Source organism: Brasilonema sennae CENA114 (assembly GCF_006968745.1).
In the GTDB taxonomy this organism is placed as follows: domain Bacteria; phylum Cyanobacteriota; class Cyanobacteriia; order Cyanobacteriales; family Nostocaceae; genus Brasilonema; species Brasilonema sennae.
On record NZ_CP030118.1, the window covers coordinates 7,580,281 to 7,594,742 of the forward strand.

Annotated in this window: 12 protein-coding genes; 5 read left to right on the top strand and 7 right to left on the bottom strand. The window is 40.8% G+C overall.

The annotated features are described in order from the left end of the window. The first annotated feature begins 171 nt into the window (after positions 1 to 171). Both scpB and DP114_RS31540 read left to right on the top strand, forming a co-directional pair. Positions 172 to 726, top strand: a complete 555-nt coding sequence (scpB, locus tag DP114_RS31535; protein WP_169268301.1) for an SMC-Scp complex subunit ScpB — start codon at positions 172 to 174, stop codon at positions 724 to 726. An 83-nt stretch (positions 727 to 809) separates the two neighbouring features. Further along, positions 810 to 1,157 (top strand): DUF760 domain-containing protein, encoded by a 348-nt coding sequence (locus DP114_RS31540; RefSeq protein ID WP_169268299.1) that lies wholly within the window; start codon positions 810 to 812, stop codon positions 1,155 to 1,157. Between the two features lie 59 nt (positions 1,158 to 1,216). On the opposite strand, the gene DP114_RS31545 is transcribed toward DP114_RS31540, so the two are convergent. Continuing rightward, the gene (locus DP114_RS31545) at positions 1,217 to 2,434 is read right to left on the bottom strand and encodes an HhoA/HhoB/HtrA family serine endopeptidase (RefSeq protein WP_171978001.1); all 1,218 of its coding nucleotides are present in this window, start codon (positions 2,432 to 2,434) and stop codon (positions 1,217 to 1,219) included. A gap of 500 nt (positions 2,435 to 2,934) precedes the next feature. Here DP114_RS31545 and DP114_RS31550 point away from each other — a divergent pair, with 500 nt between their 5' ends. Beyond that, on the top strand, positions 2,935 to 3,819 hold the full coding sequence (locus DP114_RS31550; protein WP_171978002.1) for a peptidoglycan DD-metalloendopeptidase family protein: 885 nt from the start codon (positions 2,935 to 2,937) through the stop codon (positions 3,817 to 3,819). Positions 3,820 to 3,941: 122 nt separating this feature from the next. Here DP114_RS31550 and DP114_RS31555 read toward each other — a convergent pair whose 3' ends face one another. Then, a complete protein-coding gene (locus tag DP114_RS31555) occupies positions 3,942 to 5,489 on the bottom strand; it encodes a GUN4 domain-containing protein (protein ID WP_169268296.1) in 1,548 nt (515 codons plus the stop codon). Positions 5,490 to 5,501: 12 nt separating this feature from the next. Continuing rightward, complete coding sequence (locus tag DP114_RS31560; protein WP_169268295.1) at positions 5,502 to 5,945, bottom strand: COP23 domain-containing protein; 444 nt, start codon at positions 5,943 to 5,945, stop codon at positions 5,502 to 5,504. Between the two features lie 358 nt (positions 5,946 to 6,303). On the opposite strand from DP114_RS31560, the gene DP114_RS31565 reads away from it, so the two are divergent. Then, positions 6,304 to 7,317 (top strand): serine/threonine-protein kinase, encoded by a 1,014-nt coding sequence (locus DP114_RS31565; protein ID WP_169268294.1) that lies wholly within the window; start codon positions 6,304 to 6,306, stop codon positions 7,315 to 7,317. Between the two features lie 85 nt (positions 7,318 to 7,402). Here DP114_RS31565 and DP114_RS31570 read toward each other — a convergent pair whose 3' ends face one another. From DP114_RS31570 to DP114_RS31580, 3 genes are all read right to left on the bottom strand, one after another. Next, positions 7,403 to 8,443: a cysteine hydrolase family protein gene (locus DP114_RS31570; protein WP_171978004.1), complete on the bottom strand. Its 1,041-nt coding sequence runs from the start codon at positions 8,441 to 8,443 to the stop codon at positions 7,403 to 7,405. A gap of 83 nt (positions 8,444 to 8,526) precedes the next feature. Further along, on the bottom strand, positions 8,527 to 9,969 hold the full coding sequence (locus tag DP114_RS31575) for a hypothetical protein (protein ID WP_169268292.1): 1,443 nt from the start codon (positions 9,967 to 9,969) through the stop codon (positions 8,527 to 8,529). Positions 9,970 to 10,810: 841 nt separating this feature from the next. Continuing rightward, positions 10,811 to 11,134 (bottom strand): isochorismatase family protein, encoded by a 324-nt coding sequence (locus DP114_RS31580; RefSeq protein WP_169268291.1) that lies wholly within the window; start codon positions 11,132 to 11,134, stop codon positions 10,811 to 10,813. A gap of 114 nt (positions 11,135 to 11,248) precedes the next feature. Between DP114_RS31580 and DP114_RS31585 the strand changes: the two genes are divergently transcribed. Next, positions 11,249 to 13,000 carry a serine hydrolase gene (locus DP114_RS31585; RefSeq protein ID WP_171978005.1) on the top strand — a complete coding sequence of 584 codons (1,752 nt, stop codon included), beginning with the start codon at positions 11,249 to 11,251 and terminating at the stop codon, positions 12,998 to 13,000. Positions 13,001 to 13,712: 712 nt separating this feature from the next. Here DP114_RS31585 and DP114_RS31590 read toward each other — a convergent pair. Next, the gene (locus tag DP114_RS31590) at positions 13,713 to 14,399 is read right to left on the bottom strand and encodes a phosphotransferase enzyme family protein (RefSeq protein ID WP_216669951.1); all 687 of its coding nucleotides are present in this window, start codon (positions 14,397 to 14,399) and stop codon (positions 13,713 to 13,715) included. Between the last annotated feature and the right edge of the window lie 63 nt (positions 14,400 to 14,462).

Sequence of the window (14,462 nt, forward strand, 5' to 3'; positions counted from 1 at the left end):
TTGCCAGGTAAATGAGGACATGAACTAATGAGGAAATACGGACACCACGAGACTTTCAGACCTGTTAAGCGTTAAGCGTTAAGCCTTCCCTATTCCCTGTTAAGAGCTATACCAGTAACTAATGCCTAATGCCTAATACTTAAGGCCTAATGACCAATGACTAATGCCGTGATAAATGCAGCGACCAAGATAGAAGCAATTCTCTATTTGAAGGGTAAGCCCCTGTCTATCAGTGAAATTACTGAGTATGCCGCTTGCGATCGCGCGACAGCAGAGGAAGGCATCATAGAACTCATTGATGAGTATGCCCGCCGAGATAGTGCTCTAGAAGTTGTTGAAACTCCAAATGGTTATAGTTTGCAACTGCGCTCAGATTTTCATGACCTAGTGCAAACTCTGATTCCAGTAGAATTGGGCGTGGGAGCATTGCGGACTTTAGCAGGAATTGCTTTAAACAGTCCAATACTCCAAAGCGATTTGATTAACCTGCGCGGTTCTGGTGCATATCAACACGTTCAAGAACTCGTCGAACTTGGTTTTGTCAGAAAACGCCGAGACAGTGAATCTCGCTCGTATTCTTTACAAATCACCTCTAAATTTCACCAGTATTTCCAAATCGAGCAACTTCCGCCATTATTGTCCAACGGACAGGAGCAAAAACAACTAGAGCTAGAACTCACAGCAGCAGAATCCAACAGCAGTTCTGCTACTGTCAAACAATCCTAGTACCTCAGAAAGAGGTGCCCAGATGCCTGACCCTTCTAGTATGGTTTAGAGTAGAATAAGAAACTCAGCTACAAAAACAGCCAATGGTGTTTGATCCTAACTTTTTGAATGACTACCCTGAGGAACATCCCAATCAGCTTATCTCTGATAGCTTTGAGGAACACCCCAACCACTTACTCAAGTATCTACAGCACCAGTCTCCTGAGGTTCTAGCCCGCGTCGCTCAGTCCGTCAGCCCCGAAATTAAACAAATCATTTCCCAAAATGTCCAAGGGCTAGTCGGTATGTTACCCGCTGAAAATTTTAACGTGCAAATTACAACAGATCGAGACAATCTGGCGGGTCTTTTAGCCTCGGCTATGATGACGGGTTATTTTCTTCGCCAAATGGAACAACGGATGCAGTTAGATCATTTGAATAACAATCCGTAAGTCAACACTCAACGCTCAAGTGTCAAGTGTCAAAGATTATTAGACTCCTTGACTATGGACTACTTCTGGGGATAGGTTCCTAACTGTACTTGAAATGTTTTGAATTCCCCGTTGCGGTTGACCTCAATTTCCAGAATCTTGCCTACACTACTGGACTCTACTAGTTTCTGTACTTGAGCAGACGTTTTCACCGGCTTACCGTTGACTTTTTGAATCATGTCCTCAGGAAGGAGTCCGGCTCGTTGTGCTGGAGACTTTTCTAAAACTCCTGTAATTGCGACACCAACATTCTCCTTAATCTTGAGATTTTTGTCTTGATTAATCTGTTGTTTTTTGGCAGGAGAAAGATCTGACATTTCAATCCCCAAGAAAGGATGTTGTACACGCCCTTTAGTGAAAAGCTCGTTAGCAATACGGGCTGCTGTTTCAATTGGGATGGCAAAACCAAGCCCTTGAGCATCGGCGCGGATAGCAGTGTTTACGCCAATAACATCGCCTTGAGCGTTTAACAATGGTCCCCCTGAGTTCCCAGGGTTAATAGCTGCATCTGTCTGAATAAAACCGACTCGCTTTTCTGGAACACCAACTTGAGCGCTCGTGCGATCTGTAGCGCTGATAATACCGATTGTCACAGTATTGTCCAAGCCCAAAGGATTACCAATGGCGATCGCCCATTGACCGGGTATTAAGTTTTGTGAATTACCGATTCTTACAGTTGGCAGATCAGAAGCCGAAATTTTGACAACAGCAACATCTGTTATAGAATCAACTCCCACTACCGTACCGTCAAAAGTCCGACCATCTTTGAGGGTTACTAATACTGTGTCAGTATCTGCAACCACATGAGCATTAGTTAGTATTTGTCCATTTTCACTCAAAAGAAACCCAGAACCGGTACCACGCTCTATTCGTTCTCGGGGGAATGGTTGCTCTTCTTCTCCAAAAAACCGCCGCAACAGAGGATTCTTTAAAGCATCAGAAATAGGATTCGCCACTTTGCGGGTTGCATTAATTCGGACGACTGCTGGTCCAGTTTTTTGAACAGCACTAGCAATAAAATTCATGTTATCGCCAATAGTAGCCCCAACTTGACTTTGAACAGGATTTGAAACTGGGGTTTCCGAGGATGAAGACGCTGTTACATTTCTTAACTCTTTAAACCAAGTATTTTGTGGTATAAAGTAGCGACTACCAAACAAGCCTGCACCGCCGCCGATAGTCAATAAAGATAGATAAATAACCAGTTGCTTTAAAGATAAAGATAATTTCATAATCATTATATTTAAGGACAGCAATGCAGATGCTAACTTCTAAGTGTAGTCAAGTTAGGGGATAGTTGACTAAGCAAGAACCCGGAACTGGTAGAGTCAGAACTCACGGACAGTAAACAGCGGAGTCAGTGAACAGTGAACAGTAAACAAGGGGTGGACGAGTCCGTTTCCTACCTGATAACTGATAACTGGTAACCCTTCGGGTTCGCAGTCGCCTAGGTCGGGAGACCCCTTCGGGTTCGCCAGATGCCTGCGGAGGGAAACCCTCCCGCAGCACTGGTCTCACCTCCTGCAGCGCTGGCTCACTGGTAACTGATAAGTGGTAGCTGATTCATCCTTTAGAGTTCCAACTGGGTTTTGTGTTCTGCATTCTGAATTCTTCTCAAAGATTCATTGCTGATCAGTAAGTTTTCGTTACAAATAAGCACTGCTTAAGGACTCACGACCTCTGGTCGCCTGCTGTTGCGATTTAAAATCTAGAGTAATTGAGTGCCTCGTTTGTATACATGACTGTTTGCTATCGTTTGCTCTTTCTCTGTATTAGCATAGTCACCAGCACCCTTGGGCTTATACATACTAGCCCATACTCTGCACTTGCACAACAGACTATCACTGGTTGTCAGAGTTCAGCCCTTGAACGCTTCGGGCGACACAAAATTGCACCAGGAGAAACTGTGGAGAGTATAGCCCAGCGTTATAATCTTACACCAGCTACTATTATCGCCATGAATCCGACCTTAAGAAACAATAAAATTGCTATTGGTCGCGAAATTCAAATACCTCCCTACAATGGGATTGTTGTTGAAGTCCCTCCTGGTCAAAACTGGCGACAAATCGCAGCAAAATATAAAATCCGTCCTGATGTCTTATTTGAGGTGAATGGGTGTCAGAAAAATTCCAGATTTGTGTTTGTTCCAGAGGTAAAACGCTCACCCAATCGTCCCATAACTGAGTCTGTCACACCAACTTCTACTCCGAGTAAATTAGCTGGGTATCCATTAGCGGAAGTCGTAACCGTGGCTTTACCTTATGGCTGGCAGACTAATCCTACCAACGGTAAAGTTTTTTTTCATAGTGGTGTGGATTTGTTAGCAGCAAAAGGAACGCCTGTGCAAGCGATCGCTGATGGGACAGTCGCTTTTGCCAGTGAGCAAGGGACTTATGGTAATTTAGTCATTATCAATCACAGTGGGGGATTGCAAAGCCGCTACGCCCATCTTGAAAATATCAAAGTCGACCTTGGTCAACAAGTGAATAAAGGAGACATCGTCGCAACTGTGGGTACAACTGGAACACCTACCACAAACCAACCGCATCTCCATTTTGAAGTGCGTTCTAGCTCATCCCTAGGTTGGGCGGCTCAAGATCCTAGAAAATATTTACAGCAGTGAGTAAGATTGTAAATCGAGGTCGTCTTTTTGACCTCTACTACTAACTCTTGCGTAGATAATTGTTTTTCTGTCGTCTGCTTGTTTAATTCCACGCAAAGCTCAACGGGAAGCTCAGTATAAACTTACTTGAATTTTGAGAATTCGCAGCGTTCTAAACTAGAAATAAGAGGTTCTATTCCCGCTAAAACTTTAGAACCAGCAGTTGGAATACTTTTTTGTAGGGTATTGTGTTTTTGTGTAGCTTCATTTTGTAGACGATTACTATGAAAACACATCAGTAATGAGAAACATAATACAATGCTACTAACTAAAACTAATACAACAATAATTACGATTTTCTCGTTATCATCATCCCATTTATCGTAATCAGATTTAGGACGAATGATAGAAATAATGAAATAACTCAAAACAGGGACAATTATCATAATCCCACCAGGTAAACCAACAAACAAAATAATAATTCCCCTTGTAGCATACTCACCTGCTTGAGTACGTAAAGACTCAATAGACTGATCAGATTTTTGTGCTAAAGGTAAAACCCCAGGTAGAGCGGGAAGATGTCCTGCTCGGGCATCTAATTTGTAAGAAATAGATTCGTAGTTTTTTTCTCCCCACCCACCACTCCACTCAAGTGCTTGAGCAAATAAATTAAAAGCGTTGGCATTACGAACACCTTGTTGACGTACAATTTCCTCAAAAATAGTTTTTTGAACACTAAAACCAAACTTACTCTGTTCCTCTCCAAAAACCGGCTTATATCTAGAATATTTCTGCCAAAGACTATCTATAACTTTTAAATCTTCACAAGGTAATTGTGCAAGACTTTCTTTAGTAAACCAACCTTCAGATTCTCGATTTACCAATTGAAGCATTAACTTCACTGTAGTATCGTTAGCTTCTTTCCAAGCTAATGTTTTTAACTGGTTTTCTAAGGTACTGTAATTTACTTCTACTTGTGGTTCTGGGGAAGATAAAGGAGTAGAAGCAGATATAGGCTTAGGAATATTGGCAATTTCAGCTTTTAAAAAAGTCTCAATCGGAATTGCTAAATTTAAACCTGTCTTTTCTTTGTCAACTCGATCACCTTGTCCGTGAATACCAATCAATTGTCCTTGCGCGTCTAATACCGCACCACCACTCATACCTCGACTGGTGGCGTTATTGTAAATTAATTCATAACCTTCTTGAGAAGATTGCCTACCAACAATATTGCCAGAGACTACTAGTGTAGTGCGTTTGGGAATGGCTATACTAGGTTCTGGCGCACCAACGACATAGACATTTTTACCAGAAGTAGCTTGTTGAGAATTGCCAATAGTGGCTAGATTGTAATCTTGGTTGCTGTTAAAGCTGACTACTGCTAAATCCACATTTGCAATAGGAACAAGTACGTCATTGCTATTAATCTCATATCGCGTTCCATCTGGTGCGATCGCCAAACATCCGACAGCAGAATTATCAAAAATGTGTTTAGCTGTGAGAACGTAGTAAGTATTGCCCTGACGCTGATAAATTACCCCAGAACCAGAGTTACAGCCATCAATTAAAACTGTTATTTTTTTGGCTATTTCACTGATTTGCTCGTAATTGATAGCATTAGCAATCTGGGGTAGTAGGACGCAGAGGATAGAGATAGTCAGAATAACAAAGAATTTTATTTTATTAATCATTATTACATTTTGTTAAAAACCATTGTTTTTATCAAAATAGCGATTAACCAAGGCTTCTAAAGAAACGAATTGTGTCACTCTTCCTTTCTCATTGACAGTATTGTCAGATCTCTTTCCTTGAGCAAAATTAGTTATTTGCGCTAAGACCAAACTGGGGTTTTTCGCATTTACCTTATTCAGAGTCAAAATAAGATTTTGGCGATCGCAGTCTTTCTGAGCTGCATTAATAACACAAATGACAGTCTCACCAGAATCTACTTTACCAAAAGTTAAATTTAAACCATTTAATCTGCCTCCATTCTTTGCCACTATTGTTGTCAGTTTTCCTGAAACGTGATAGCAGCGTCTCTCTGGAGTCCACTCATCAAATTCTTTTGTTTGCCAGCTAAAAATAGGTTTACTGGAAGTAGCTTCTCCTCTTTTAGCAATAGTTACCCATCTACCTTTTTGTTCCACACAATTAAAAACAGTCGGTTCATTTTGAGAGGCTGACAGCTTAGAAGAACAAGCGCTTGTACCAGATAGCATGAAAATTGTGGCTAGAATTTGAGCCATAAGTTGATATTTTCTGAGATTCATAGTCGCACTATAGGGGAATTGGTAAGTCATAATAAAAAAAATGATATCAATTCTTTAATAAATTAAGTAAGTCGGCGTTCAAAAATTAACTTATATAACAAAATGTAAAATTAGAAAACAACGTAGAAATGGCTCATTCCACAGTTTTTACAAAACTCAACATATATTGGTTTTATCGTGCCGACTTACTTATGCAAAAATATTGTCAATATCTGGCTTTCACCACTTATGTAACATGAATATTATAGGGAATACTCTAGGAGGACACTATCAAGTTCTCTATTGCTTAGGCAAAGGAGGTTTTGGCGAAACTTATGTCGCAAAAGATACCCATCTCCCTGATAAGCCTTTGCGAGTTGTTAAAAGACTCCAACCTCAGTTTTCAGATCCCGATCAGTTGGTAATAGCACAACGTCTGTTTGATACTGAAGCGCAAACTCTCTATAAGTTAGGGAATCACGAACAAATTCCTCAACTGTTTGCTCACTTTCAAGAAGACCAAGATTTTTTTCTGGTTCAAGAGTATATTGACGGTTCGGATTTAAGCAACGAAATTTACTCTGGGAAGCAATTGAGCGAGTCTGAAGTCATCGAATTATTGCGGGAAGTTCTGAAAATTTTGAGAGTAATCCACCAACAAGGAGTAATCCATCGAGACATTAAACCCTCAAATTTAATGCGACGTGCTTCAGATGGCAAGATTATCATGATTGATTTTGGTGCGATCAAACAAGTCAGTTCCCAGACTACAAATACTCAAGGACAAGGAATAACAACAATTCCTCTTGGAACTCTTGGTTATACGCCCAGCGAACAATTAGCAGGAAATCCACAATTTTGTAGTGATATCTATGCCTTGGGCATTATAGGAATAAAAGCCTTGACAGGATTAGCTGCCAAAAATTTACCACGAGATTCCAATAGTTCAGAAATAATTTGGCGAGAAAAAGCCTCAGTTAGTCCTGAGTTAGCTGCTATTCTAGATAAAATGGTTCGCCAAAATTTTCATGATCGTTATCAGTCAGCAGATGAAGTATTGAAAGTTCTCTCTGCTACAATTCCCGTCAGTTCTCCATTAAATAATGCCACTAATGCAGGAAAGCTTAAAAATTTGAGATTTCATCTTTTGGTAGGTTTTTTAACTGTGGGATTTTTAGCTACTGTTGTAGGCATTTTATTTATCTTTCCACTTGTACAAATACAATTAGAAAAAAATCCAGATTCGCCTACACCTACTGTGACATGGTAAAGAATGTTTAAAGGTTTGTAACTATACTCTCCACGGCTATAACTTGCGTTTTTTAGCGGAATATGGCTATATCTAACACTAAATATCATTCTTCAAACCAACTCAAAATAGACTGAGTGGATTGAACCAGATGCATCCCAGAAGCTGCAAATCTCTCAAATGCAGCATCTGCAGCTTCCGAATAATCCACAACACCAGGAACAACAACAGGGGAAGTACAATCTTCCAGCAAATAAACTTTTTTCGCTAAATTAGAATCTATCTGTTGAATTTCTGTTAGTAAATCATCCACTGTCCAAGCAACACAGTGACTTTTTGCTTGTCCTGCGATTATCACACAATCAAAATCTAATAATTGTTGAATTAAGTGCGTATTCTTTTGTCCAATATGACGTTGATCAAAACTTTGCAAAACTTCTGGACGTAATACAGAATAATTTTCTGTTAAAGGGTGATTACCTTTGATTTCAAATTGTGTCTGAGTCTGACGAGCAATGCTGTGGAAAAATACTGCTTCTTCTACAGCAGAAACTAATGCATGACCGATACCACCTAGCATAGAATGATAAGGCCACACAGTTAAAGGATATTTGCCATCTTGACTCAGCTGCTTAACGTAGTGATAAGCGTGTTTTTCTAAAAATTCATAGTTGTATCCAAGACTCGCGGCTACTCCTAAGTTCACTTTCCAAACTCCTTTTTCAATATCTGCTGGTGTAATATTGGTAGCAGAAGGAGTTGGGTGTTCACCTGCAGCATTTACCCAAAAAATGGGATGAAAAATTTGCATTGCTGTATGAGTATCCATAGTCGGGATAATTTTAGTAATGACTCCGAAATTGCCATAGACAAACTCACACAAGCGGACGTTATCATCTACCGCACCTGTTCCAGATTTACCACCTACAAATAATTCAAACTCCGGAATGCAAAATGTGTTTTGTACATCAATTAGAAGTAAACAAATGCGTGTTATATCTTCTGAAGATGGTTTAATATTATATTTATTTGCCCATTCTCTCGCTTGTTCTGCACGTTGTTGGTAAGGTACGCGCCAGACATAGCCGACTTCTTCGGGGTTGAAATGCGGGGGAATAGGTAGTTGGGTTTTTGTCATGTCGTTCATATTGCAACCTCTATCTTAACCGCAATCCAAAGCTTGCCATGTCTGGGTGGATGACTCTATTTTAGTAACGGATTTTGTCGTTGTTAAAGTCGATTGCCATTTCTAGACTTTAATTTCTTATTCCTGACTCTGGTTTGCGGTAAATCTTTCTTATCCTTCTGAAAGTAGCAGATTTCGACCAGAGTGGGCCATATTTCTAAAGATGCCTGAAATTGACTGATAACGTCATCAACAATCCGAGAGACATTTTGCTGAAAGAAATCGGGTTCAAACCCATAAAATACGCGCGATAGGTTGTCAGCAAAGAACTGGAGAGATTGTCTACGTTCTTCATTCTGAGTGGTTATTGAAGCTTTGACCACTTGATTATAGATGTCGCCGACTCTTTCCAAGATTTCTTCAGAGTCTTCTGAAGTTACTTCGCCGGAATAGTCAAACTTGATCGTAAGATCTTCAAGTTCATAAATACCGTTCTTGATCTTCTTTTTGAGTAAATTACATATCTCCTCATTGAAAATTTCACTTGCAATCGGATTACGCATATAGTTATTCCGAATATGGTTCTGTGCAGCATCTACGTGTGCAGCTACTATCCCTTCTTGCTGTATCCAAAGCCGATAGATGTAATCCTCAAACCTCAGTCGAGTCGGGAAAAAGGGTGGCAAACCAAACTGATTATCATACCCCGCGACCCCACAATCCATCCTCCAATTTTTGTTGGTAACGACTGGTCTAAAATTTACGAGAACATAAATATCATTGAGTTCGTCTAGACTAATTTGGTTTTCATCATTCAGATACATGTGAATAAAATCAAGCGTATCAATATCGTGAGTTCCTGTCCTAAAAGTCTGGGCAATTTTGACAACAGCACTATTAGAGACTTTGCTTCGTTGCAGTAAGAGAGAGTTTTCTTTGAAAAAACCTTTTGTTGTGTTGGTTTCTAATTCCATAGCTGTATCTACAACTAGTTCCCCTTTCTCGAAGTTCTCCGGTATCATATTGACTTTCTGACCGAGAACATCCTCAAAACAGGTGAGTAAATCATAGGAACGATGGACGAAACCATCCTGGTTGGACTTGAATAGTTTGCCTCGACAGATTTCATCTGCTAATAAAGATTCGGGGCTATTTTCTATTAAAGCATCCGGTCTCATGTCATCATCTGAACTCACCATTAAATGTCCAAGTGTGTACATTAGCGTAAAATTCCGATTCCCGCCATAACTGGGTCGAAACAGGTTTCTGACGAGTGACTCAAGCTTCTTATCGCGAAGTCTCTGGTTTAAGAAATTGATAAACTGTTCTTTCTCACGAGGGCCGACATAAAATACGTCGTTGACGGTTTTAGTTTGCTCTAGGAGTTGATAGTATTTTTCGTAGTTAGCAACACTTGAATCATCAAAAATAATGATTTTTGGAGCATGTCCGTTCACCCAGAAATTATCATCGTACTTTTCAATAGTTTCTGCTACATCTCTTAGTCGATAAGTCGGAATAACAAAGATTGTTTCTTTCGGTTTCATAATCCGTTTAATTGTCTCAAAATGTTCCAAAGTAGAAAGCAAAAACAGGGATTTTTTTGATGTAAGAATCCCCTTTGATTAGGCAATACGGTTCAGTTAAGGATTTTTTGTGAGATTTGCTGATGTGTAGTGAAAGTGCCTGCTACGTCTCTACATTGTCTTTGTGGTAAAGGTTTTGGTCTTATCTCAACCCTATTGCTTTATTCAATCGTCCAACAAGAGAACCTAAAAGCTTCTTCAGACATCTCAATGAGTCATGAAATGTCTGAATATCAATTTTTTGAAATCGTAATAATTACAAAATTGGGAAAACGATGGTTGTCTCGCTAGTTTCCTGATTGATTTGCAACTTTGAGCAGTTTACTTAGCATGGAAGTTAGGGCGATAGCTAGCCCCTAAGGGGCAAAGCGGACTACGTCCCGCTGCGCTAACGCCGGGGGGAGTATCCCCCCGGCAGACTTTGGCGCTGCGCAAACGCTGCTGCGCTCCCTTGCGATCGCTATCACATAAGCCACGCAATCAATTCTCGTTTCAGGATTAACTATAATTACCTCTGTTTTTCTCAATCATGCCAGTTCTACACAGAATTAAGGCAGTTGAGTATTGGTAAAAGCAACGCTGCATAAACGCTATCCACGCAATTTTTAAATTCGACTAATTTTGGCTTTTTAAAAGCCTGCTTATTAGACACAACAGAATTGTTTAATCTTTTTCTAATTCATACTAAGAATTATAGGATTCTTTATAAGATCTACAATATATCGAAAGTATAAAATGAGATATAAACGAAAAGAATAGGGTGTTTATAAACTTTTTAAAACTACTAAATGAAAGCACAAATTCAGCTAATAGCAAACATCTGTTTGCCTAACTCAGTCGTAAAGTCAGGAGCCATTCCTGTGGCTAAAGTCACCACAGAAGTGGTAACTCCATCTGCAGCCTCGATCTCTCGGAAGGCTGCCTCTTCGGTTCGATCCGACATCCCGCCACATGCGTCTACGGGAACATACACCTGATAGCCAGCAGCGATCGCCCCTTGGGCGGCTCCCTGCTGGAGCATCGCTTCCGGTACCGCATGGAGTACCACCACTTCTGTCGCAAAACCGGCAACGATCAGAGTTTTGCGTCCGGTTGAAGACAAAGCTGTACGTATTTTCTCGTCCATAAAAAGTATAGCCACGTTGACAAGGCTAGAGTTAAGAGTTACCCGTTCCCTTTATTCACTGCATAAGCTGGTTTCACTGCCAACTATTAAAATTAACTTAAAAGGAAAAGCACAATGCAACTTACGACACAACAGACGGACATCGCTCTTTTGCTTCAAGACTTTGACATTGAGATGGAGAAGCTCCTGAAAGACTGGAACGCACCTGGATTTGGTGTAGGAATCGTAGAACAGGATAAACTCGTCTTTGCCCAAGGTTATGGCTACCGGGACTATGAGGAGAAGCTGCCTTTCACTTCTAAAACGCTCTTCCCAATAGCTTCTAATACTAAGCTCTTTACTGCTATAGCTGCGGGAATGCTGGTAGAAGAAGGTAAACTAACGTGGGATAAACCGATCCGTGATGCTGTTCCGACAATCCGCTTCTACAACAATGAGTTAAATAACACCGTTACCTTGCGGGATATGCTGGCTCACCGCACGGGCATAACTCGTCACGACAGTATGTGGTATAAACAGGACTCTCTTACTCGCAAAGATGTCTTTGATAGGATTCAGTACATGAAACCAGAGGTATCACTGCGAGAAGCTTATATCTATAACAACAATATGTATACTGCTGTTGGGTACATTATTGAGTTGCTGTCGGGAAAAACCTGGGAAGAGTTTGTCTGCAAGAGAATTTTCCAACCCCTGTCCATGCACAGCACTATTTATAGCATTGCCGAGATGTTGAAGCAGTCTGACTACGGCGTACCATTTACCGAAAAACGAGAAAGCAATGAGATTTACAAGATTCCGTACTACGAGGAAACAGATGCCATAGCTCCCTGTGGGGCGATCATCTCCAACATCGAAGAAATGTCCCACTGGCTCGCGGCATTGATGAACGATGGCACTTATATCGGTAAGCAGGTGATTCCTGAGAACATACTTAAGGCAACCATAGAACCGGGAATGGTACTGCCAAACGTGTTAGGCGAAACAAGGGGCTGGTGGGAATTGCTTAACCCTGTTTATGGAATGGGTCGCAAGACTGCATCTTATCGAGGACATCTGTTAACCTATCACGGGGGAGCTATTGATGGATTTCATTCCCAGATGTCTTTTCTTCCTCAAAATAAACTCGGTGTGATTGTCTTCACAATTGGCGATCATTGTTCTCTCTTAACAGATATAATCACTTACAACGTTTACGAACGTCTTTTGGGTCTGACTCAAACACCTTGGAGCGATCGCTGGCTGAATGTCAGACTTAAGGCTAAACAAGCAGACAAAGAGGCGCGGTCAAAAGCAGCCACGGATCGGGTTTCTAATACCACCCCCTCACATTCCCTAGCTGACTACGTGGGCGAATACGCGCACCCAGTCTACGGCATTCTTAAGATCGAAATAAAGAATAGCGAACTTCAATTCAACTTGGGAAGGATTCAGCTGCCTCTGACTCATTTTCACTATGACCGTTTTGATACACCCGATGACGAGCTTTACGGCAAGGAATCGGTGAACTTCCTTACCAATCCCCAAGGCGACGTGAACAAAGTAGTAATGTCGATCGACGAAGCAGAAGCAACGTTTACCCGTCAGGCAGAAATTCTAGACTCGCAACTTTTAACACAGCTTGCAGGAACATACAAAACACCAACTGAAGGGAAGTTACAGGTCGTTCTCAAAGATGATAATTTTCTCTATCTAGTATTCCCAGGAGAGACGGAATCAAAGCTGATTCCCTACAAAAACCTTACGTTCCAAAACGAAAAGTTCTCTGACAATATGTTTGAGTTTGTCATGGACAACGGTCAGGTGAAGGCTCTAAAGTCGAGAGAACCATCAGGTGAATACGTATATTTACGTATATTATATTAGTATCCTGACCTAAATATCGTCAAATTAAATATTTGTTTAAAAGCACGTGTGTGGGCGGGTGCGGGGCACTAAGCTGTGGCGATGCCCGCGCCTGTCCACTCGCGTGTGTATATCTTTATCTTGATAAGTAGGTCGGTACAAATAAAGTTAACGAGTTTTGGCAGTCATTAGTCATTGATCGAGGGAATATCGATTTCTGGGTAGCGACTTGCCATTCGTTGAATGGTCTGCTGATCAGGAAGGGAGCGTGAACCTGCCATAATGCGTCAGATGTAGTTATAATTCTTATTATAAGGTATCTAAACTGAATGGCTCTGTGCATGACTTATTGCCAAGCACGAGGGAAACCCTCGTGCCAGATCTGGTGGAGCGCGTGTGGTTGTTGCAAACTTAGAGCGAGAAGTTCAAACAAGGCGATAGCTTCGCTGCTGCCTAAGCGCAAAGCGCACGCTACGCGAACGGCAGATCGCCTACTATCTCCAATTGGTAAGAAAGTTCTTCCGTTAGTTCAATAGTAATTTTAGGCACAGTGCCGCATTTTTTAACATTTTTTCCATCATTTGATCTAGCTTTTACTCGTTTCCATACTAAGCAGGGAAACAAATATAACCTGCTAATATTATGTTTTTAAGTTCTTGAAAAGGAACTTTTACCATTACTGATTTTTGAAAACTACAAAACAAGTATTTGTTATGATTGAAAATTCATTGTATTACAAACTTTTTAACATTGCTAAACGCTCATCCATCCACTCCTCAGTGAACCAGCCATACGGCAAAACATCGCCAACTGCATTTGTGTTAATTCCCATAACCCAGATATGGGCAGCTTTAATGAACATAGGAATTGATGATAGTTCATTCTCACTCAGTTTACGAATTGACTGATAACCTTCGAGAAAACTATTTCTAACTGAAACATCTATTTTCATCCTAATTGCTACGTGCAAAAATTTTGCAATATCAAAAGCACGCCACCCGTAACCACACTGGTCAAAGTCAAATAAAGTTGGCTCATTATGTTCCGTGAAATGGGCATTTCCTGAATGAACATCGCCAACACAAATTCCATAAGCTGGTGCTAACAAAGGTAGTTTAAATTCTTCTAACTGCTTTTTTATTTTGTCTACCTGTTTTTGCAGATAGTTCATATCGCTTTCTCTGTGTTGGTACAGAGGTGCAATTGCTTCCAATGACCAATCTAGCAAGTATTCACTTTTCAAAGCAGGGCGAGTAAAACTACTTTTGAACTTGTCTAGTGTCTGGTGAATTTTTGCCAGTGCTTCTCCCAGCCGATAGCTTTGTATCTCATCTAGCTTTTCATTGACTGCATGTCCTGCTGCATAGGAAAACACAGCCACGTAACGTGTTCCTTCTGGTGCAGCAATTTCTGTTGTCAAAACGCCATCTTTTCTGGCAATGGAGTATGCAACCGACTGTTTCTGCTCGTGTAGAAACGCTAA